Source organism: Psychrilyobacter atlanticus DSM 19335 (genome assembly GCF_000426625.1).
Lineage (GTDB): Bacteria > Fusobacteriota > Fusobacteriia > Fusobacteriales > Fusobacteriaceae > Psychrilyobacter > Psychrilyobacter atlanticus.
The window spans coordinates 129,723-150,208 of record NZ_KE384548.1; the positions used below are offsets into that span (position 1 = coordinate 129,723).

The window sequence follows — 20,486 nt, forward strand, 5'->3', positions numbered from 1 at the left end:
CTCCCTTTTTTTCTAAAACAGTTTGTTCTTTACAAAATGAACCTATTCAACTATGAATAGCGGCATTTTGAATTCTTCTACACCGTATGTAGAGATAAGTTTTTTAGTTTCCTTAGATGTAATCCAGTTCATAAATATTTTAGCATTTTTATAGTTGATCATCTTATTTTTATCTGGATTTATAGTAATAACACTATATTCATTTATTAAGTTTTGGTCGTTATTTACTTTGATATCTAAATTTAACTTGTCCTTAAGGTGAAGGTAAGTAGACATGTCTGTAAGGGTATAACATCCTTTTTCACTAGCAATTTTAAGGGTAGCAGCCATACCGTTTCCACTTGACATATACCAGTCTTTATCTGTATTTATATTTTCATTTTTCCAAAGAGAAATTTCTTTTTTATTTGTACCTGAGTCATCTCCTCTAGATACAAACTTATATTTGTTTTTGTCTATCTTGTTAAGTGCATCGTTTAAATTTTTGAATTTGTTTCCATCTTCAGGTCCTACAACAATGAAAAAGTTGTGCATGAATTGAACTCTATCTATTCCGTGTCCGGCTTTAATAAATTTAAGTTCAGATGTTTTAGCATGAACAAGAAGAGCATCCACTTCACCGTCTTCTCCCATCTTAAGGGCACGACCTGTACCAACTGCTACAAATTTAACGTCAATCCCAGTTTCTTTTTCAAATTCAGGTAATATATAGTCTAAAAGACCACTATCTCTTACACTGGTAGTAGTTGCTAACAGAAGTTGATCCGAAGCTCCAAAACTAGTTAGTGATATTAATAACATAAGTGTAAAAATAATTTTTTTCATGATATCCTCCAATAAAATAAGTGCGACAATAAAAATGGCAGAAATATTTTTGACTGTATCTATAAATTTAGTTTGTACTACTTCGATATTCGATCTTCATTTACATAGATAATGGGCTCACTAGCCATTATTCTTCCAATCACTGTAACTCCATTTTGTTTAGCTAATTCTAATGCTGAGCTTGTAGGGATACTTCTAGTTACAACTACAGGAACTTTTGCACCGGTACATTTTAATACCATATCGGTAGATATCCTGCCAGTTGAAATGATTGCACTATTTTCTAGATCATAGTTTTTAATGAGACAAGCTCCTATGATCTTATCTACAGCATTATGCCTACCTACATCTTCAATAGCTATTATATCTTTTTTTGCATTGTATACAGCGCAGCTATGCATCCCCCCTGTTTCCTGATGTTTTACTGCTAATTTAAACATCTCTATAGTTGCATTTTTTAACGCTTTTAGATCAAAGGAGGTCTGGGATTCTAAAACTTGATTTAATTTTAGATTAAAGTCTGGGGAACTGCCACATGAGCTTGATAATACAGTGCTTAAAGACAGATCCTCCTCTATAGAGATAAATTCAGATGTAATATAGATATTTTTTAGACTATTACAAACTCTGATAGAGTCGATATCATCTATATCTTCAATAAGATTTCGTGTATACAGGTGGCCTATAGCTAATTCTTTTAAATTATCGGGAGTACACATAAATGTTATGAATTTTGTATTGTTTATAAACATGGTGACATTGATTTCTTCGCAAACTGGATACATAGTTTTATTTACCCCTTTTTTATTTTTTTGTAATTATACCATTTTTAAGGTATGAATGTTAAATTAAATTAAAATAATCTTAAAAAATACAAAAAACGTTAAGTCATATGAAAAAAACGTTAAGTCATATGAAAAAAATGATTGATTTATTTTAGTATAGGAGGTAAAATTATCTCTGTGAATGTGAAATTTTTAAGTAGCAAAGAAAAAATTAAATTGTTTTTTAAGTTTTATAGGAGGATATCTTAAGATGGTTAAGATTAATATCAATGGTCAGGAAGTAAAAACTTCAAAAAATATGACTATTTGCCAGGCGGCAGAATCAACAGGACACATTATACCAACATTTTGTTATGATGAAAGATTTGAAACAGAAGATAAGTGTGGGATATGTGTTGTAGAGTGTAATGGTGAAATAGTAAAGGGATGTTCTGTAGTGGTAGAAGAGGGATTAGAGATAAAAACTCATACTCCGGAAATAATAGAAAAGAGAAGAGAGATATTAGAGTCAATAATCGTAGATCATCCATTGGACTGTCTGGTATGTAAAAAATCAGGACATTGCAAATTACAGGATTACTGCTATGAATACGGTGTAGAACAAAAGCATAATAAATGCAGAGAAGAACTTTCTTTAGATAGAAGTAATCCATTTTATGATATAGACCCAAATAAATGTATCTCATGTGGGAAATGTGTTGAGGTATGCAAAACACAACAATGTAACGATGTATTAACTTTAGATAGTGATAAAAAGAGGGTAAAGGTAGCGGGAGGCACAGTAACAAATAATTCTGACTGTGTATTTTGCGGGAACTGTGTAAGTGTCTGTCCTGTAGGAGCTCTTCAAGCCAAGGAAAAGACAAAATATAGAAATTGGGAAGTAAAAAAAACCCAGACAACTTGTTCATACTGTGGTGTTGGATGCCAATTCGATCTTATTACGAAAAAAGATAAAGTAGTTGGAGTAGAACCAGTACTTGCCAGCCCTAACGATGGATTACTGTGTGTAAAAGGGAAATTTGGATATAAATTTATAGATCATCCAGAGAGACTAAAAACTCCATTAATCAAAGAAAATGGAAAGTTTAGAGAGGCTACTTGGAAGGAAGCGTATGAATTATTTGTATCTAAAGCCAATGGAATAAAGGGAGAATTTGGTCCTGATGCACTTGGAGGATTAGCTTCTGCCAGATGTACCAATGAAGATAACTTCTTATTTCAAAAACTAATGAGAGTTTCAATTGGAACCAATAATATAGATCACTGTGCCCGTCTCTGACATTCTGCAACAGTTGCCGGGCTTGCAACTACATTAGGAAGTGGAGCTATGACAAATAGTATCCAGGAAGCAAAAGATTCGGATTTAATCTTTGTAATAGGATCAAATCCAAGAGAAAATCATCCTGTAATAGGAGCTAAGATAAAACAAGCAAAGAGAAATGGATCCAAATTAATATTAGCTGACCCGAGGGAAATAGATCTATCGGAAGAGGCTGACGTATTTATGCAGGTAAATGTAGGAGCTAATATAGCTCTTATAAATGGAATGATTAATGTAATTATTTCAGAGAACCTGGTTAATAAAGATTATATTAAAAACCATACTGAAGGATATGAAGAGTTAAAGGAAATGGTAAAAAAATATACTCCTGAGATGGCTTCAGAAATATCTGGAGTAGCTCCTGAAAAAATAGTAGAAGCGGCAAGATTATATGCAACGAGTAAAGCTTCTTCAATCTATTATGCAATGGGGATAACTCAGTTTAAAACAGGTACAAATGCTGTAATAGCGCTATCAAACCTGGCCTTAATAACAGGACAGATGGGAAGACCTGGAACAGGAATCAATCCTCTGAGAGGACAAAATAACGTGCAGGGATCGTGTGATATGGGGGCATTCCCAGATACGCTACCTGGATATAAGAGTATTAAAGATGAAAAATTTAGAAAATTATATAAAGAAGAGTGGGGTGTTGAACTACCTTCAAAAGTAGGACTAACTATAACACAAATTATGGATGCTGCTCATCATAAGGATCTAAAATTCTTATTTATTATGGGAGAAAACCCAGTTGTTTCTGATCCAGATACAACCCATATCATTCAATCTTTAGAATCTTTAGATTTCTTGGTAGTTCAGGATATCTTTATGACAGAAACTGCTAAATATGCAGACCTTATCTTACCGGCACTGTCATTTGCTGAAAAAGACGGTACATTTACAAATACCGAAAGAAAGGTACAGAGAGTAAGAGCTGCTATAAAAGGCTGTGGGGAAGCCAAGGCTGACTGGTTAATATTTATGGAACTTATGAATGAATTTGGATACGATGTTCACTATGACACTCCTGCCGATATTATGGATGAGATGGCCAGATTGATACCTCAATATGCAGGGATATCTTATGACAGGATAGAAAAAGAAGGATTACAATGGCCTGTAAAGGATAAAAATCATCCTGGGACACCTATTCTTCATGTAGATGGACCTATGAGAGGAAAGGGATTAATAGTTCCTGTAGAATATGATCTGCCAGCAGAGATAGTAGATGAGAAATATCCATATGTATTGACTAATGGTAGAAATCTATATCACTATCACACTAGAACTATGACAGCGAAAACAGAAGGGTTACATGAAAAGTCACCGGAATCTTATATTGAGATAAATCCATTAACTTGTGAAGAAATAGGGGTAAAAGATGGAGAGATGGTAACTGTAACTTCTAGAAGAGGTTCTATTCAAACAAAAGTTCTTGAAACTAAAAAGATTTTAAAAGGAACAGTATTTATGCCTTTCCATTTTGCAGAAGGATCAGCAAATATGTTAACAGGAACAGAAGCTTTAGATGAAAAATCTGGTGAACCGGAATTAAAATTAGTAACTGTATCTATAGAAAAATATGAGGTGAAAAAATAATGGAAGTAAAAGTTATAATAAATCAAAAAAAATCTATATTTGATACAGAAAAAACTCTTTTACAAAATATAAATGCAATGGGGATAGAAATCCCTACTCTATGTCATCATGAAGATATAAGTCCTGCAGGAGTATGTAAGATCTGTTCGGTAGAGGTTGTAGGAAGAGGACTAGTTACAACTTGTGATAATTACCCTGAAGCCGGGATGGAATTGAACACTCATTCAGATGAGGTGGAAGAATTCAGAAAAGACAGGATTAAAGAGATATTAAAGGATCATTCCAATGACTGTCTGACTTGTGAAAAAGCAATGGGAGACTGTGAATTACAAAATATATCCTATGAATATGGTGTAGAAAACAGGGGAGACGGAACCCGTGAAAAAGTAGCGATAGATAACTCTTCATCTGCATTTGTAAGGGATATGAATAAATGTATAAAATGTCAAAAATGTGTAAAAGTATGTGATGAGATCCAGGGAATTGGGGTTTATTGTGTAGAAGAGGATGGGTCTATAGGAATGACTCACGGTACGGTAGCTGAAACTGATTGTATCTCATGTGGACAGTGTGTAAAAATATGTCCAGTAGGAGCTCTACATGAAAAGATAGACCTAAAGAATTTAAACTATGATCTTAAAAATCCTATGAAACATATAGTTGTTCAAATGGCACCGGCTATTAAAAATACCATAGGAGAGGAATTTGGTATCTTACCGGGAACAGATATAACTAAAAGAATGGTTGCGGCCCTTAAAGATCTAGGTTTTGATAAAGTGTTCTCTACAGATTTTAGTGCTGATGTAACTATTATGGAAGAGGGGACAGAATTCTTAGACAGGTTTACAAATGGTGGGAAATTACCCATGTTTACATCTTGTTGTCCAGGGTGGATAAATTATGCTGAGATCAACCATCCTGAATTTTTAGATAATTTATCATCTTGTAAATCTCCTCAGCAAATATTTGGAGCCCTATCTAAAAGTTATTATTCAAAGGTATCGGGAGTAAAGCCTTCTGAGGTGTATTCAGTTTCTATAATGCCTTGTACGGCTAAAAAAGATGAAATTATCAGGGATGTAATGGAAGATCATGATGGAAACAGAGATGTGGATTTAGTAATAACAACTAGGGAATTAGCTAAGTTATTTAGATTAAACAAAATAAATTTAGCTGACTATGAAAAAGAAGAAGAATTTGACCAACTTCTAGGAGAGGGGACAGGAGCGGCCAGAATATTTGCTTCGACTGGTGGAGTAATGGAAGCGGCTCTCAGAACAGTTTCTGATGTATTGGGAGAAACTAGTCATTCGCTGGAATATAAAGAGGTAAGGGGATTTGAAGGGGTAAGAAGAGCAAATCTTGTCTTAGCAGGAAAAGAAGTTAATGTTGCAGTAATAAATGGAATCAAGAATGCAACTCCATTTTTAGAGTCAATAAAAAAAGGTGAAACAGAAGTTGATTTTATTGAAGTAATGGCTTGTGTTGGAGGATGTTTAAATGGGGGAGGAGCACCTGCCCCAGACAATATGAGAGTTGTTGCGGATAGAAAAATAGGATTATATGATTCAGATGAAAAATCTGTTTTAAGGAAATCCCATGAAAATATAGAGGTAAAAAAACTTTATGAAGATTATTTGGGTAAACCAGGGGGACATAAGAGTCACCACCTATTACATACCAACTATAAATCTAGAAATAAATAAATTTATTAAAAGAGGGCTATATTATATAGCCCTCTTTTGATTTTTTAGAAAAAGTATAATTTACTATCTATCCAAATAACTTCCATACTATATTCAATCCCATCACTGGGATAGCAAAATTAATTACTTTCTTAAATAGTTTCTCCTCCACTTTTGTTGAGGCATATACTCCTATTGCAGTACCGATGATTACATGGGGGAGGTAGGTCCAAATTATCTTAAGATTTTCAGGAGTGTAAAACCCCTTATAGATATAGGTAAGGATGGCTACTATATTTAGAGTGAAAAAATAAGATGACAGTGTCGCCTTAAATTGGGCTCTATTTAAATCTATATTTGACAAGAACACTAGAACTGGAGGTCCTGAAATACCGCCAATCCCATTTAAAACTCCAGAGACTGCTCCTACGGGAAGATAGTATTTTTCTGGTTTTTTTAAATTAATTCTTATTCCAAAACTATTGATGATACCTATTACTATTAGTAATAATCCGATAATTAATTTTAAAATATATTCATTTATAATCTGAAGGTAGGATACTCCTACAAAGGTAAAAATAATTGCTGAGATCAGGAGGGGCATTATTTTTTTTAACTTAGTATCTCTATAGTATTTTTTCACTATAATCCCATTGATTATAATGCTGTAGGTTACGGTTACAATTATGATTAACTTGGTATCAAAAAATAACGAAAGTAGTGGAATGGCTATTAAAGAAAATCCAAAACTGGTGAATCCCTGAACAAAGGTTGAAAAAAAGAAGATTGCTCCAATGTATATAAGTTCCATAATATCCTCCAAAATAATTTAATTAAGACAAATTATATCATATTCGTTTAATTTTTTATAATTCTTTTGTCTCTGTAAGTTTTTGAACAAAATTTTTCCTCTGATAAATCTATAATTTAGAATAAAAGAGGCTTTCGTATGAAAGCCTCTTTTTATATTCAGTGAGATCTATCTTTTTAATTTTGTAAGCATTGTTTTTGCCACGAGAGGTCTTTGAATTACACTTGGTCCGCATATACATCCACCTTTACATCCCATACCTTCTAACAATGTATTTGACTTAGCTAATCTAAATTGTTTAAAGGCTTGAGCACCTTCCTTGATTCCGTCCATTTGAATTAATTGAAGTTCCTTTTCACACTTATTTACAACAGCCTGTGCAACTCCTCCACTTTTAGCAAAATTCCATCCATCGTAGCTTCCTTCAATTTGTTCACTTGCTAAAGTTTTAATATCAATTCCTCTGGCATCTGTCCATGATAATATATCTGTATAGGTTAATACGTTATCTACTACCTCATATTTTACAGCCTCTATTTTTTTAGCAGTACAAGGTCCTATAAATACAATTTTATATTCAGAATCTTCCTCTTTAAGCTTTTTAGCCAGAGCCATCATAGGAGAATCTACATGTGATATGTATTTTGTCATATCTGGCTGATGAAGTTTTATATATTCGTAGAAAGCAGGACAGCAGGAAGTAGTCATTTTTTCCTCTCTTGTCTCCATTTCACTGGCTTCCTCGTCAATTACCATGTCTGCACCAAGTGCTACTTCGACAGATTTAGAAAATCCAAGCTCTAAAAATAATGATTTTATTTTTTCTAAAGTAATCCCTGCTCCAAATTGTGTAATTATAGATGGAGCAAACATAGCAACAACTTTATTTTTATTTTTTATATGAGATACAACATCTATTAGATGGGTTGGAGATTCTATAGCACCAAATGGACAGGCAGAATAGCATGCTCCACATGAAACACATTTGGTTCTATCGATACTAGCTACACCTTTTTTATCAGCTTTTATAGCTCCCACACCGCATGCTTTCTCACAAGGTCTTGAAAGTTTAACTATTGCAGAATAATCACATGCTTTTTCACAAAGGCCGCATCCTACACATTTTTCTGCATCGATTATAGCTCTTCCATTAGAAAATGTAACTGCATTTTTAGGGCATATTGCCTTACAAGATTGAGCTATACAATTTCTACAAAGGTCGGTTGCATAATATTGACCACTTGGACATTGGTCGCATGCCTCTTCGATAACTTCCACAGCGTGATCTCTTCCTTCGTACTCAGCAGGAATTTTTTCACAATTAAATTTCTTTTTTAAAAGGTCTAATAATTCAAAAAGTTCCATATCTCTGACTTTATAGATGTTGAGATTTAAATATACTTTTATTCTCTGTTTTAAAACTTCTCTTTCCCTGTAAATTGAATCTCTGTAGGTTGGTTTTTCCCCACTTAACAGCATCTTAGGCAATTTGGTAAGTTCTTCTAATAACACTCCATTTTCATAAAGATCTACGATTGCCTGCAGAGTAAGCTTCCTTAACTCCTTAACTGAATTTAATTTTATGCTCATACTTCCTCCCAATTCTTAAAACATTTGTATTTGTTGTAATTATATACTCATTTAAGAATTGTGTAAAGTAAAATTAAAAAATAATTAAGTCAGGCTTAAAAAGATAGAAAAAAGAAGGTTTTGATTATTGTATTTTTTATAAAAAAACCTCTTTACATTAAGTTAAGAGTGAAAGAATAATCTCTTAATGTAAAAAGGCTTGGATGAATATAGTATTAAATTGTTTAAAAGCTACAACTTATTTCTTATTATATGTCATATCTAAGTGGGGAATCCCATCCTCTGAATAGACCTCAGAAACAGCTTCAAAACCTAAACTTTCATAGAAATCTCTTAAATAATTTTGGGCTCCTATGGTTATTTTATTTTCGTTCCAGTTATTGATTATATAATTTATTCCGGCACAAACAATTTTTCTGGCTAATCCTTTTTTTCTAGCTTCCGAAGTTACCAAAACTCTTCCTATGGAAGCATCATCATATGAAACTCCCGGTTTTATAACCCTTAAATAAGCCATAATTTTAGCACCTTCTACAATCATAATATGAATAGATTCTATATCTTTCCCATCTTGATCGTTGTAGACACAGTTTTGTTCCACTACAAATACTTCAGATCTTACTCTCAGTATTTCATAGAGCTCCTCCACTGTAAGTTCATTAAATTTTTTTATCTCTAAATTCATTTTTTAATACCTCCTTTTATTTCCTTTTTTGATATCCTTCCATTCTTTTTCAATATTTATTCTCATCCTATGGAGGAGTTCAAAAACCATCTCTTTTTCCTCTGGGCTCATCCCTTCCATGGCTGACTGTACTGTATATTCTTCCTCTTTTTGGAGGAAGGGATAGACCTCTTCCCCTTTGGGAGTGCAGTAAAGTTTCAGCTCTTTTTTATTGTTTTCACTCTTTGTTTTTTTTACCAATTCCATTTCTACCAGCTTTTTTATTGCTTTGGCTGCAGTGGTCCTGTCCACTTTTAGCATATCGGCCACCCTTTCCTGAATGATTCCCGGGTTTTCATAGATCCTCACTAAATACAGATACTGTCCCTTAGCAAGGTTGATCTCTTTAAATTCAATATCACTTATGGTTGCTGTGCATCGGGCTATCATTCCGATCTCTCTAAATATTTTATTCATGGAATCTCCTCTTTTTTTGTTTATAAAAATAAGATACCATATTTTTGTTGAATTTTCAACAAAAATAGTTTTTGATAAAAATATTAGGAGAGTATAAAACAAAAAAATTTAAAATTAAAATCGAATCTAGATTTATTGAGAAACAAACTTTGATATGATACTATGTTATAAAAGAAATAGGAGGATTATATGCAAAAAATAATATTAGATTGCGACCCTGGAATGGATGATGCTTTAGCTATTATAATAGGCTTAGCAGACAAGAATATAGATATGCTTGGAATAACTACGGTGGCAGGGAATGTAGAACTTTCTCATACAACAAGAAATGCATTAAATCTTTTAGAATATTTAAATGAAGAGATAGATGTCTACAGAGGATTGAAAAAACCGTTGACAAGAGATTTACATACAGCAACTGAATTTCATGGAGAAACAGGGATGGGAGATATAGAGCTGCCAAATTCATCCAAGGAAGGTTTTGAAGGATATTCAGAATTTTATTTGAAGTGTGCCAAAAAATATCCTCAAGAGCTTGAATTAGTTGCAGTGGGACCATTAACAAATGTTGCCAATGCATTGATTAAATACCCGGAATTAAAAAAACTTTTAAAGGGTATAACTATTATGGGAGGATCACTTTGCGGCGGAAACATAACTCCCCATGCAGAGTTTAATATATATGTCGATCCAGAGGCAGCCAATATAGTATTTAATTCAGGGTTAGAAGTAAAAATGATTGGATTAGATGCCACTATGAAGGGGCAATTTGCAGCTGATGAATTAGAAGAGATCAGAAAATCGGATTCTAAATACAGTAAAGTTACTATGGAAATTTTTGATTCGATGTTTAGAGTAAGGGAAAAAATTGGGATGACAAGTGTGGTGTTTCACGATACAATAGCTCTGATTGCACCTATATATAATAACGCTTTTAAGTTTGAGGAGAAAAATATACTGGTTGGAATAGAGGAAAAAAGGGGAGAAACTGCTGAAAATTTTAAAGGTGGTAAAATAAAAGTAGCTGTTGATTTTAATAAAGACTGGTTTAAGAAATATTTAATTGAAACATTAAAATAAATAAAAGGTGGTTTCTGCATTCTACAGAAACCACCTTTTTGAATAATCTGAATCTAGAGAGTCAATGCCCGGTATTCTTCAGGAGTATTTATATTTATAAATAACTTGTCGTCATCTATCTCTACAAATTTAACCCTGGCTTTTTTTAAGGGGATCATTATCTTGAAATCATCGTTATCTATGGCTTCTTTTATATATTTGAGAACACTTATATTATAGAGAGCACAGAGAGGCTGGGGTCGATTCTTGTAGACTGGGATTACAGCATCATAATGATCTAAATCGTTATAAAAATTTAGGATCTTTTCTTGGTTTAAAAACGGCATATCACAGGCTACAATAAAGCAGCTGTCGTTGATAGATGAAAGGGCTGTATATATCCCTCCTAAGGGTCCTATATCCTTTATGAGGTCTTCAAATGTCTCAACTTGATATTCTTTGTATAGTTTTTTTTCATTGGATATTATGACTATTTTATGAAAGTCATTGAATTCTTTCAAAACTCTTTGAAGAAAATATTCATTTTTAAATTTTAAAAATGATTTGGTAAATCCACCCATTCGGGAATTTTTTCCCCCTGCAAGAAGGGCAATATTTTTTTTCATAATCAGGTACTCCTAAAATTATATATTTTATATATTCTATAATATCATATGGAGTTTTAAACTTACATAATTATTTATTGAAATTGAATTTTCTGTTTTTATTTTTTCTCTTTTTATGACTAAAAATATATTTTACATATAATTCAGGAATGCAAAGTTTAAATATATAATTTAGTTACAATTTTTATCTTAAAATGGAGAAGATAACTCTATTGCATCCACCGGACATACTGAAATACAGTCACCACAATCGTCACATCTTTCAGAAATCACACTATAGGAGCTTCCTTTTTCTATGGCTTTAAAGCTGCATTTTTTATAACACAACCCACACTGGATACACTTATCTGTAATAGTTGGACCAGCTTCATTATAAGTCATTCCGCCAAATGCCATTCTTGTTCTCAATAATTTATGATCTCTATTTTTACACGAGAAATCATAATCAAAGATCTCAACTTTTGCCTTATGTATCATGAAGTTTCCTTTTTTCATAGCTGAATATTTATCCATATCATATACAGCCAGTTTGAGTTCTTTATTTGTTTTGGCTTTTTCTCTGATTTCTTCTTCAGATATAAATTTGACTTCACCGATAAGTCTGACAGAATAACCTGGAGGGAATTCTGCTCCTAAGTCTCCATCATGAGATAATATTTTGGTATCACTTATACCACAGACAGTTATTTTTCCAGTTTCCATAAGTTGTCTCGCAAAAGGTTTATTCCACATAGTTCTAAAATATATTCCCTCTTCATCACATCCGTTAAAATGAGCTACTCTGCTGTGAACTTCGTTATTGTGAATGGTGGAAAAAGTCAGAACACCAATCCTATCAAATAATTCATAGATTTCTTTAATTTTCATCTCATCACTTCCTTGTTTTATTTTATTTAAAATTGTTCGTGTTCTAAAAATTTTTTTAATTTTTCTGTATTTGGATCTGTTAAAATACTAATTTCACCTTTTTCATGAATTTTTCCATCATCCATAAACAATACATAATCCGCAAACTTTTTTACAAAACTTATTTCGTGTGTTACAAAAATAAAATGTTTTCCAGAAACTCTTAATTCAGTAACTGCTTCTAACACCTCTCTTGTAAGTATCGGATCAAGGGCCGCTGTAGGTTCATCCATGAAGATTAATTTTGGATCAGTTGATAGTGCTCTGGCTATTGCTGCTCTTTGAGCTTGCCCTCCTGAAACTTTTGAAGGTTTCTTATGCATTTCATTTTTTAAATGCAGCTGTTTTAAAAGGTTTTTCCCTATCTCCTCAGCTTCTTCCTTTTCATAACCTTTTGTTTTTTCTAAAATTAGGCTTATATTTTTTAAAAGAGATAAGTGGGGGAAAAGGTTATGCTGTTGAAAAACCATTCCAATCTTATTTTGATATTCTTTCAAATTACTTTTATCAACAGATGTATTATTTATAATTATTTCGCCTGCATCAGCAAATTCAATCCCTGCCAGCAGTCTGAGAAGTGTAGATTTTCCACATCCGCTTTTTCCGATAATTCCAATAGATTTATAACCCGATAATTCCAAACTGATATCTTTGATAATTAACTGTTCATATGATTTTTTTATGTTTTTTAACTTTAACTGCACAGATACCTCCTAATCATTTTGATTCCATTGTTTTGAATAATATTTTGCCAGTCTCGATAAAGGGATTGTTATAACTAGATATACCATCCAAAGTACAAAATATCCTTCTATATATCTGTATGTCCGGTTAGAAACTACACTAACCGAATAAAATATTTCAGATATTGCAATTGTACTTAAAATAGAGGTTCCCTTTACGATGGAGGATAGATTATTAATTAATCCTGGTATAATTGATTTGATCATTTGCGGTAAAATAATATAACGATATCTCTGAAAAAGATTAAATCCATAGAAATCCATTATAATAAATTGATTTTCATCAATTGTATTGTAAGCCCCTTCATAAACATTGGTCATATAGGGACTCATATAAAGTGTAAGAGCCGTAAAGCCTAACATGAGTTTATCGCTGATATTAAAAGCCACACCTATTACGTAAACTACAACGAACACTAAAACCAGTAAAGGAGTTCCCATAACGATCTCTTTATATACTATAATTAAATACTTCAAATATCTATTGTAAGACTCTGTCATTAAAAACAAGAAAAATCCTACTATCATACTTGCCAATAATACTGTTAAACTTAAAAAAACTGTTGTTCCTATAGCTTTTATCAGTTGTTTTTTGTATTGGAAAATAACTGAAAAATCCAGTATATCTGCTACTTGATTGATAATAAAAGTAAAAAAAAGTATGTAGACAATGGCAACAACAACAATCGGTAATATTCTTTTCTTCAACATAATCATTGATCAAGGGATAAATAGTAATCTAAAGTCATATTATCATCATATAATTTTTCTTTAATTGCTTGATCCCAATCCTTTCTTAATTGATTATTTAAACCGCTTGATTCCATTTTTGAAATAAACTCGTTAACCTTTTTTAATAGCTCTGAATTACCTTGCTTAACCGCCATACCTGTTAAACTGAGTTCTATAGGGTTTTTATACATAATTGTTGTATCTTTATTTGTAGCATGCATACCGTAAAGAGTATATGATCCGACTAAAGCATCGGAATTACCCGTAACAACTTCTCGTTCAGCCACAGCATCAGAAGTTATACTTTTAACTTCGTAACCGTATGACTGGGGAATCGATACAGCTATTGAACCGTTTATCCCAATAAAATTAGTGTTTTTAATATTAAAAAACTTCTCAACAGGCATATCATTTGTAATATCATGAAAATCAGCAAATTCTCTATTGACTAAAGCTACAATTTTACCGTATAAATAAGGATTACTAAAATCAACTGTTTTTTCACGCTCTTCGGTAATACCCATAGAACCGATAATAATATCAATTTCTTCTCTTTGCAGGGCAGGAATAAGCATGGAAAATTCAGTGTTAACAATTTCTACATTTTTCCCTAAATGCTCTCCCAATGCTTCAGCAATATCTATCTCTATACCCGATGGATTTCCATTATTATCAGACCCTGTAAATGGATAAAATTTTAAATCCATTCCTACACGAAGGCTTTCTGTCTGCTCTTTGGAACATGCCGTGAGAAATAATAAGAGAATAACTGTTAATGTTTCTAAAAATGTTTTTTTCATATTTTTACTCCTTATATAAATTAATTAGAAATTATTAAAGATCTTATAAAGTTCTTCATAATTTCAACTTTGAACAGTATATTAATTTTAAAAAAATCTACCTCAATTTACTTGGATATCCAAGTAAATTTTTAAAAAAATAGAATTAGTATGACTAATTCTGATTTTCTTGTTTAAAATTATTGTATATTTTGATTAAAATCTTTCTAAAAATATCCTTTTCTTCTTCTGTCACTCCGTCAAATTGAATATCATATAACCTCTCAGAAATTTGATTAAACCCTTCCTCTAACTCCTTTCCTTTAGATGTTAGAAACACAAAATTTGACCGCTGATCATTTTCATTTTTCTTTGTAGCTGTAAAGCCAATTTTATTCAGTTTTTTTATCAAGGTGGTAACGGTTGAACGGTCTTTGTTGATTTTTTCTGCAATTTCAGTCATGGTCAGTTCTTTGTGTTTTATTAGTGTGACTATAATGTCACCATGGGAAGGGACAATCCCCTTTATTCCCAATTTTTCTAATTCAGAAATAATAAACATGTTTGAAATTTCTCTGATTTTACTTATTAAATTAATTGTATTATCATATCTCATAAATCTATTTTACTTGGATGTCCAAGTAATGTCAAGAAAAATTTAAAAATATAGTATCTAGAATAAAACTATTAATTTAAATTTTTACCCTCTAAATTCTATTAATTCTCCGTCAGGACCGACAAAGACTACTCTACGCCAGCCTTCTTCTCTTGCCTCTCTTGCTTCAACGGGATGAGGTTCGGTATCCACAGGAACGCCAGCATTTATTAGACGGGTATAGTCTTCGTCAAAATTATCACTTTCAAGACAGAAATGAAACCCTTGATTTGTTGAATAGGTGTTTAGGTGCACCATCTCTAAAATAGTATCCCCCAGTTTAAGATAAACTATTTTTTCTACTGCAGGCACAGGTGCATCGTGCTCAAAATATTTTTTAAATCCAAAATTTTCTTCATAAAAATGTATAGATTTGGCTCTATCCTTGACAGTGAATGCTACATGATCAATTCGTTTAAACATATATTTTTCCTCCTAATAATACTTTAATTAAATTATTGTGACGCAGTCACATTTTTTAACATATCATTTTGTTTTGTTCTTTATATAAGAGCATAATTTAATTACTTTTTTGTATCAATTATATTCTGTAACAGAGCTTTACATTTTCCACATCCAGTACCTGCTCCTGTTGCTTCTCCAATTTTTTCAATTGTATCTGCGCCATCTTTAACTGCATTAACTACAGTTTCTATAGAAATACCCTTACATCCACATGCTACTGTCAGTATTTTTTCTACCTTTTCAATACATCCACCGCAGCCTGTTCCTGCTCCTGTGATTTCTTGTATCTCCTCTACAGTACGAGCACCGCCGACCATTGCTTTCCTGATATCACCAAAACTCACTTGTTTACAGTGACAAATAATTTTATCTACAGGGATAAGAATAGCTACCACATACAAATCTTCATCACTTCTCATAGAATGCATTGTCCCGGCAGGAACAACAAATGTATCTCCTACATTTAATTCTACTTCTCTATCTTCTAAAACCCCAAAACCGGAACCTTTTATACAATAAAATATTTCATCTTGATCGGCATGTTCATGCATAGGAACCTCTGTACCGAAAGGGATATGGTACACATTCTCCTCAATAGATTCCTTAATTAAATTTAAATTCATGTTTTTACTCCTTTTATTCGATTTTACTTAAAATACTCAAATTTACTAATAACTTTATCGTTGTTGTCGCTCATCTACGACGGGAATAAGAAAAGCTGTAACATAGAGATCTCCATCACTTCTTAATGAATGCATTACTCCAGCAGGGGCAATAAAAGATTTGCCTACTGTTAGCTTTACTTCTCCGTTCTCTAGCACACCAAAACCAGAACCTTTGATACAATAAAAAATTTCATCTAGATCCTCGTGCTTGTGTAGTGGAACTACTGCTTTGGAAGAAATATGATATACATTTTCTTCAATAGATTCTGCAATACTATTTAATTCTATACTTTTGCTATTTAACCAGCTGTTTTTATCATCTCTTACTATATCTCTAAATTGACTAGGGCTGGTTTTTGTATTTTTTTTAAAAAATCTAGTCATGTTTGATGGTTCTGTAAATCCCAATGTATAAGCGATCTCGTTAATACTTTTTTGTTCGAAACTAAGTTTAAGTCTTATTTTTAAAATTAACTGCTGAATAATATACTGTTTAGCTGACATATCAATAGCTTTTCTTGTCATTAAATTAACTGTTTTTTTTGAGACATGCATCATATCGGCGTATTCTTTAACAGTTTTTATACTGTTAATATTTTTTTCAACTAATTCAGTGAATTCTACAAATGTTTCATTTTTTTTATATTTTGATCGACTTTCTCCTAAGCGACTGTTAGAGAGTATTTGCATAAAAGTATTGAAAGCAGAAGCAATTACTTTGTTATCTATAAAGTCATAAGCATTTTTGTAGATATCATTTATTACATTTAAAAGGCTTGTTAATGTTGGTGTATATAGATCTAGATAATTAATATGCGGATTTAAATAACTAAACTTAAATAATTCTTTTACTTCAGAAGTTTGGTTACTTAAAAATTCACATAAAAACCCTTCTGTAAACATTATTAAGTATCCTTCTAAGCTTTGGAATTCACTATATTTATGAACACGATTTCTAGATATTATTAAAATATCGCCTGCTTTAATGGTGTATTCTAAAAAATCAATTTCATGGACACCCTTGCCTTTAGTTATAAAGATTAAATTGTAAAAAGAGGTACGGTATGGTGTTTTGATGAAAGATTCATCAATAGATTCAAAAAAACTTTTCAACGATATAATTTCAAAATCTTTGCTTTGTCCCTTCTTATTTATAAACTCGATATGTTCTATATTACTCATAATCTCTCCTTTTATATTATCTGCATTGTTGAAAATAAGTAACTATAATTAGTATAAATCCAATTTCAACATTTTACAATGTTATAGCTAGACCAAAAACATTCATAATGGAACCCTTAATTATTTTGGCAGTATATGAATAATTTCCTTTTTTTAGGTTTATTGGATTATTTTTTTGAATTATTTTAAAGGTTTTTATTATTATTTTTAGTATTTAGTATATTAGATATTAAATAAATTCTTTTATTATTTTTAAATCAATAAATTTATTGAAGGAGAGAAAAATTATGAAAAAATTGATAGCATTATTAATTATTTTAATGAGTCTCACCTTGTATGGAGCCCAGTATGAAAAAGCTATCTTTGCAGGGGGATGTTTTTGGTGTATGGAGCAGCCCTTTGAAAAGATGGAGGGAGTTAAATCTGTAGTATCTGGATATACAGGGGGAACAACAACCAGTCCAACCTATGATAACTACAGTTCAGGGAGGCATATCGAAGTTGTAGAGATTATGTATAATCCATATGAGATTAGTTACGAGGAGCTTTTGAAGATCTATTGGAAACAGGTAGATCCGACAGATTCAGGAGGGCAATTTTCAGACAGGGGACATGGGTATACTACAGCAATCTTTTATTTTAATGACAATCAAAGGAAGGAAGCAGAGATCTCCAAAAAAAATCTGGAAAAAAGAGGAGTATATAAAGATGAAATAGTTACACCTATATTACCTGCTGTTGTTTTTTATAAAGCAGAGGAGTATCATCAGGATTATTATAAGAAAAGTTCATTGAAATATAAATATTATAGAAGCAGATCTGGAAGGGATAAATTTTTAAATGAAATTTGGGGAAAAGACAGAAAAGACTGGGGGAGGTATGAATTGAAAAAAAAATTAACAGATTTAGAGTTTAAAGTAACACAGGAAGAGTTTACAGAACCGCCATTTAACAATAAATATTGGGATAATAAAAAAGACGGGATCTATGTAGATCTTATATCTGGAGAAGTACTTTTTAGTTCTATAGATAAATATAAATCTGGAACAGGGTGGCCTAGTTTCACCAAACCACTGGTTCCAGAAAATATTATAGAAAAGGAAGATACTAAACTTTTTCAAAAAAGAACAGAGATTAGAAGTAAGATTGGAGATGCTCATTTGGGACATCTGTTTAATGACGGTCCAGAACCTACTGGACTTAGGTATTGTATGAATTCTGCCTCTCTAAAGTTTATTCCTGTAGAAGATCTAGAAAAAGAAGGGTATGGTGAATTCAAGAAATTATTTAAAGGCAAGTAGCATTAAAATAAATCATATATTATTTAGGAATATGTGGTGTGAATGGTGGAGTTACCTGATTAACTGCTGAAGTAGAAATAATAGACATTCCTATGGGAGTTGTATTTACATCAGATTCTATGGAAGGATCTGATGTTTTGTTGTCTATATCTTCAGCAGTTTCTACTTTCATACCAAAGGCAGTCATAAAAGAATTTGAAAGGTTATCTGATGAGATAGCAGTTGGAGTAGTTGTACTCCCTTTCTCTTGATCATTTACCAAAAGACTCATTAAAACAATAAAAGTAAGAATTAAAATTTTGTTCTTCATAATAATTACCTCCTTTTATAAACTTAAAATACGAAACCTATTGTCGAGACACTTAAAAAATTAATACGACCTTCCTTCTCTCTTCTTTTTATTTTTTTTGCAAATTATAAGAAAATTAATCTCTATGAAATTATTTTATGCCGATGTGTTTTTATTAATTATTTTGGCAGTATATGGATAATTTCCTTTTTTTTGGGGTTATTAAATCCATCTTCCACTGTTTACATTGAATAAACATGGGAAAAATGTTAAAATGAAAAAAAATATGGGAGGTAATAAGATGAACAAATTTGAAAAATTTTGCAGTGGTGGAGGCTGAACTTCTAAAATAGGACCGGGTGTTCTATCAGAAGTGTTGGCTCATATTCCAAAAGTATACGACGAGAATCTACTTATTGGATTCGATAGTGCTGATGACGCTGCAGTATATAAGGTGAGTAAGGATATGGCCTTAATTCAAACTTTAGACTTTTTTACTCCCATAGTTGAAGATCCATATACATATGGAAAGATAGCAGCAGCTAACTCTCTTAGTGATGTATATGCAATGGGTGGAGACGTTCTTACAGCATTGAATATAGTATGTTTCCCAGAAAAATTAGATCCGAATATATTGGGTGAAATTTTACGTGGTGGAGCTGAAAAAGTAATGGAATCAGGTGGAATTTTAAGTGGAGGACATTCTGTTAATGATGAAAATCCAAAATATGGACTATCTGTAACAGGAGTTGTACACCCTGATAAGGTAATAGCTAATAATACGTGTAAGGCAGGAGACAAATTAATCCTGACAAAACCCCTTGGGATTGGGATAGTAACTACAGCTCATAATGTAGGAGAAGCAAATGACCGTTCTTATAAGGAAGCAATAAAACTTATGGAAACACTGAACAAATATTCAGCCGAAAAGATGAAAAATTATGAGGTAAATGGATGTACAGATGTAACTGGATTTGGATTTTTAGGCCATCTATCTGAGATGTTAAATGATGAGATCAGTATAGTTATAGATAGTAAAAAAGTACCTTATATAGAGGAAGCTTATGAATATGCAGAAGAATTCTTAATTACCTCTGCCGGGCAAAAAAATAGAAAACATCTAGGAGATAAAGTAGTTTTAGAAGGAATTTCATTTCCTATGGAGGAGATATTATTTGATCCGCAAACATCGGGAGGATTACTAATAAGTGTAGCAGGTGAAGATGCAGATCAATTTTTAGCCGACTTAGAGAAACTGGATATAAAATCTAGCCTTGTAGGGGAAGTCGTGAAAAAAAGTACGTTTAGAATGAAAGTTATGTAG

General features: G+C 32.1%; 21 protein-coding genes. 5 read left to right on the forward strand and 16 right to left on the reverse strand.

The window, feature by feature from the left end:
• Positions 1-42: 42 nt before the first annotated feature.
• Both K337_RS0112280 and fdhD read right to left on the reverse strand, forming a co-directional pair.
• Complete coding sequence (locus K337_RS0112280) at positions 43-825, reverse strand: ABC transporter substrate-binding protein (RefSeq protein ID WP_037029890.1); 783 nt, start codon at positions 823-825, stop codon at positions 43-45.
• A gap of 77 nt (positions 826-902) precedes the next feature.
• Positions 903-1,610 carry a formate dehydrogenase accessory sulfurtransferase FdhD gene (fdhD, locus tag K337_RS0112285; protein ID WP_028856874.1) on the reverse strand — a complete coding sequence of 236 codons (708 nt, stop codon included), beginning with the start codon at positions 1,608-1,610 and terminating at the stop codon, positions 903-905.
• Between the two features lie 250 nt (positions 1,611-1,860).
• On the opposite strand from fdhD, the gene fdhF reads away from it, so the two are divergent.
• A complete protein-coding gene (gene fdhF, locus K337_RS19620) occupies positions 1,861-4,533 on the forward strand; it encodes a formate dehydrogenase subunit alpha (RefSeq protein WP_084140884.1) in 2,673 nt (890 codons plus the stop codon).
• A complete protein-coding gene (locus tag K337_RS0112300; protein WP_028856877.1) occupies positions 4,533-6,239 on the forward strand; it encodes a [FeFe] hydrogenase, group A in 1,707 nt (568 codons plus the stop codon). Before fdhF ends, K337_RS0112300 begins: the two co-directional genes overlap by 1 nt.
• A 67-nt stretch (positions 6,240-6,306) precedes the next feature.
• Here the strand turns inward: K337_RS0112300 and K337_RS0112305 are convergent, their stop codons facing one another.
• The 4 genes from K337_RS0112305 to K337_RS0112320 form a co-directional block, all read right to left on the reverse strand.
• Positions 6,307-7,029 carry a sulfite exporter TauE/SafE family protein gene (locus K337_RS0112305; protein ID WP_051251770.1) on the reverse strand — a complete coding sequence of 241 codons (723 nt, stop codon included), beginning with the start codon at positions 7,027-7,029 and terminating at the stop codon, positions 6,307-6,309.
• Between the two features lie 168 nt (positions 7,030-7,197).
• A complete protein-coding gene (locus K337_RS0112310; RefSeq protein WP_028856879.1) occupies positions 7,198-8,619 on the reverse strand; it encodes a monomeric [FeFe] hydrogenase in 1,422 nt (473 codons plus the stop codon).
• Positions 8,620-8,857: 238 nt separating this feature from the next.
• On the reverse strand, positions 8,858-9,304 hold the full coding sequence (locus K337_RS0112315; protein WP_028856880.1) for a GNAT family N-acetyltransferase: 447 nt from the start codon (positions 9,302-9,304) through the stop codon (positions 8,858-8,860).
• A gap of 3 nt (positions 9,305-9,307) precedes the next feature.
• Complete coding sequence (locus K337_RS0112320) at positions 9,308-9,760, reverse strand: MarR family winged helix-turn-helix transcriptional regulator (RefSeq protein ID WP_028856881.1); 453 nt, start codon at positions 9,758-9,760, stop codon at positions 9,308-9,310.
• Positions 9,761-9,949: 189 nt separating this feature from the next.
• Between K337_RS0112320 and K337_RS18460 the strand changes: the two genes are divergently transcribed.
• Positions 9,950-10,840, forward strand: coding sequence for a nucleoside hydrolase (locus K337_RS18460; protein ID WP_037029892.1), 891 nt, complete (start codon positions 9,950-9,952; stop codon positions 10,838-10,840).
• 53 nt (positions 10,841-10,893) lie between these two features.
• Here K337_RS18460 and K337_RS0112330 read toward each other — a convergent pair whose 3' ends face one another.
• The 9 genes from K337_RS0112330 to K337_RS19630 all read right to left on the reverse strand — a co-directional run bounded on the left by K337_RS0112330 (position 10,894) and on the right by K337_RS19630 (position 17,572).
• Positions 10,894-11,445: a molybdenum cofactor guanylyltransferase gene (locus tag K337_RS0112330; protein ID WP_028856882.1), complete on the reverse strand. Its 552-nt coding sequence runs from the start codon at positions 11,443-11,445 to the stop codon at positions 10,894-10,896.
• Positions 11,446-11,634: 189 nt separating this feature from the next.
• Positions 11,635-12,312 (reverse strand): 4Fe-4S binding protein, encoded by a 678-nt coding sequence (locus K337_RS20310; RefSeq protein ID WP_028856883.1) that lies wholly within the window; start codon positions 12,310-12,312, stop codon positions 11,635-11,637.
• A 26-nt stretch (positions 12,313-12,338) separates the two neighbouring features.
• On the reverse strand, positions 12,339-13,055 hold the full coding sequence (locus K337_RS0112340) for an amino acid ABC transporter ATP-binding protein (RefSeq protein WP_028856884.1): 717 nt from the start codon (positions 13,053-13,055) through the stop codon (positions 12,339-12,341).
• Positions 13,056-13,064: 9 nt separating this feature from the next.
• Positions 13,065-13,805, reverse strand: coding sequence for an ABC transporter permease subunit (locus K337_RS0112345; RefSeq protein WP_028856885.1), 741 nt, complete (start codon positions 13,803-13,805; stop codon positions 13,065-13,067).
• A gap of 2 nt (positions 13,806-13,807) precedes the next feature.
• Positions 13,808-14,626, reverse strand: coding sequence for a transporter substrate-binding domain-containing protein (locus K337_RS19290; RefSeq protein WP_051251772.1), 819 nt, complete (start codon positions 14,624-14,626; stop codon positions 13,808-13,810).
• A 154-nt stretch (positions 14,627-14,780) separates the two neighbouring features.
• Positions 14,781-15,221, reverse strand: a complete 441-nt coding sequence (locus K337_RS0112355; RefSeq protein WP_028856886.1) for a MarR family winged helix-turn-helix transcriptional regulator — start codon at positions 15,219-15,221, stop codon at positions 14,781-14,783.
• Positions 15,222-15,305: 84 nt separating this feature from the next.
• Entirely contained in the window at positions 15,306-15,683 is a 378-nt protein-coding gene (locus K337_RS0112360; protein ID WP_028856887.1) for a VOC family protein, read from the reverse strand.
• Positions 15,684-15,784: 101 nt separating this feature from the next.
• The gene (locus tag K337_RS19625; protein WP_084140885.1) at positions 15,785-16,348 is read right to left on the reverse strand and encodes a (2Fe-2S)-binding protein; all 564 of its coding nucleotides are present in this window, start codon (positions 16,346-16,348) and stop codon (positions 15,785-15,787) included.
• Between the two features lie 54 nt (positions 16,349-16,402).
• Positions 16,403-17,572, reverse strand: a complete 1,170-nt coding sequence (locus K337_RS19630; protein ID WP_084140886.1) for a helix-turn-helix domain-containing protein — start codon at positions 17,570-17,572, stop codon at positions 16,403-16,405.
• 287 nt (positions 17,573-17,859) lie between these two features.
• Between K337_RS19630 and msrB the strand changes: the two genes are divergently transcribed.
• A complete protein-coding gene (msrB, locus tag K337_RS0112380) occupies positions 17,860-18,873 on the forward strand; it encodes a peptide-methionine (R)-S-oxide reductase MsrB (protein WP_037029895.1) in 1,014 nt (337 codons plus the stop codon).
• Positions 18,874-18,892: 19 nt separating this feature from the next.
• Here msrB and K337_RS0112385 read toward each other — a convergent pair whose 3' ends face one another.
• The gene (locus tag K337_RS0112385) at positions 18,893-19,183 is read right to left on the reverse strand and encodes a hypothetical protein (RefSeq protein ID WP_028856891.1); all 291 of its coding nucleotides are present in this window, start codon (positions 19,181-19,183) and stop codon (positions 18,893-18,895) included.
• Positions 19,184-19,511: 328 nt separating this feature from the next.
• On the opposite strand from K337_RS0112385, the gene selD reads away from it, so the two are divergent.
• Complete coding sequence (gene selD, locus K337_RS18475) at positions 19,512-20,486, forward strand: selenide, water dikinase SelD (protein WP_281168347.1); 975 nt, start codon at positions 19,512-19,514, stop codon at positions 20,484-20,486.

Bases quoted from the DNA above. Each gene is read 5' to 3' on its own strand.
- K337_RS0112280 (WP_037029890.1), bottom strand. From the start codon at position 825: ATGAAAAAAATTATTTTTACACTTATGTTATTAATATCACTAACTAGT.
- fdhD (WP_028856874.1), bottom strand. From the start codon at position 1,610: ATGTATCCAGTTTGCGAAGAAATCAATGTCACCATGTTTATAAACAAT.
- K337_RS0112300 (WP_028856877.1), top strand. From the start codon at position 4,533: ATGGAAGTAAAAGTTATAATAAATCAAAAAAAATCTATATTTGATACA.
- K337_RS0112305 (WP_051251770.1), bottom strand. From the start codon at position 7,029: ATGGAACTTATATACATTGGAGCAATCTTCTTTTTTTCAACCTTTGTT.
- K337_RS0112310 (WP_028856879.1), bottom strand. From the start codon at position 8,619: ATGAGCATAAAATTAAATTCAGTTAAGGAGTTAAGGAAGCTTACTCTG.
- K337_RS0112315 (WP_028856880.1), bottom strand. From the start codon at position 9,304: ATGAATTTAGAGATAAAAAAATTTAATGAACTTACAGTGGAGGAGCTC.
- K337_RS0112320 (WP_028856881.1), bottom strand. From the start codon at position 9,760: ATGAATAAAATATTTAGAGAGATCGGAATGATAGCCCGATGCACAGCA.
- K337_RS18460 (WP_037029892.1), top strand. From the start codon at position 9,950: ATGCAAAAAATAATATTAGATTGCGACCCTGGAATGGATGATGCTTTA.
- K337_RS0112330 (WP_028856882.1), bottom strand. From the start codon at position 11,445: ATGAAAAAAAATATTGCCCTTCTTGCAGGGGGAAAAAATTCCCGAATG.
- K337_RS20310 (WP_028856883.1), bottom strand. From the start codon at position 12,312: ATGAAAATTAAAGAAATCTATGAATTATTTGATAGGATTGGTGTTCTG.
- K337_RS0112345 (WP_028856885.1), bottom strand. From the start codon at position 13,805: ATGTTGAAGAAAAGAATATTACCGATTGTTGTTGTTGCCATTGTCTAC.
- K337_RS19290 (WP_051251772.1), bottom strand. From the start codon at position 14,626: ATGAAAAAAACATTTTTAGAAACATTAACAGTTATTCTCTTATTATTT.
- K337_RS0112355 (WP_028856886.1), bottom strand. From the start codon at position 15,221: ATGAGATATGATAATACAATTAATTTAATAAGTAAAATCAGAGAAATT.
- K337_RS0112360 (WP_028856887.1), bottom strand. From the start codon at position 15,683: ATGTTTAAACGAATTGATCATGTAGCATTCACTGTCAAGGATAGAGCC.
- K337_RS19625 (WP_084140885.1), bottom strand. From the start codon at position 16,348: ATGAATTTAAATTTAATTAAGGAATCTATTGAGGAGAATGTGTACCAT.
- K337_RS19630 (WP_084140886.1), bottom strand. From the start codon at position 17,572: ATGAGTAATATAGAACATATCGAGTTTATAAATAAGAAGGGACAAAGC.
- msrB (WP_037029895.1), top strand. From the start codon at position 17,860: ATGAAAAAATTGATAGCATTATTAATTATTTTAATGAGTCTCACCTTG.
- K337_RS0112385 (WP_028856891.1), bottom strand. From the start codon at position 19,183: ATGAAGAACAAAATTTTAATTCTTACTTTTATTGTTTTAATGAGTCTT.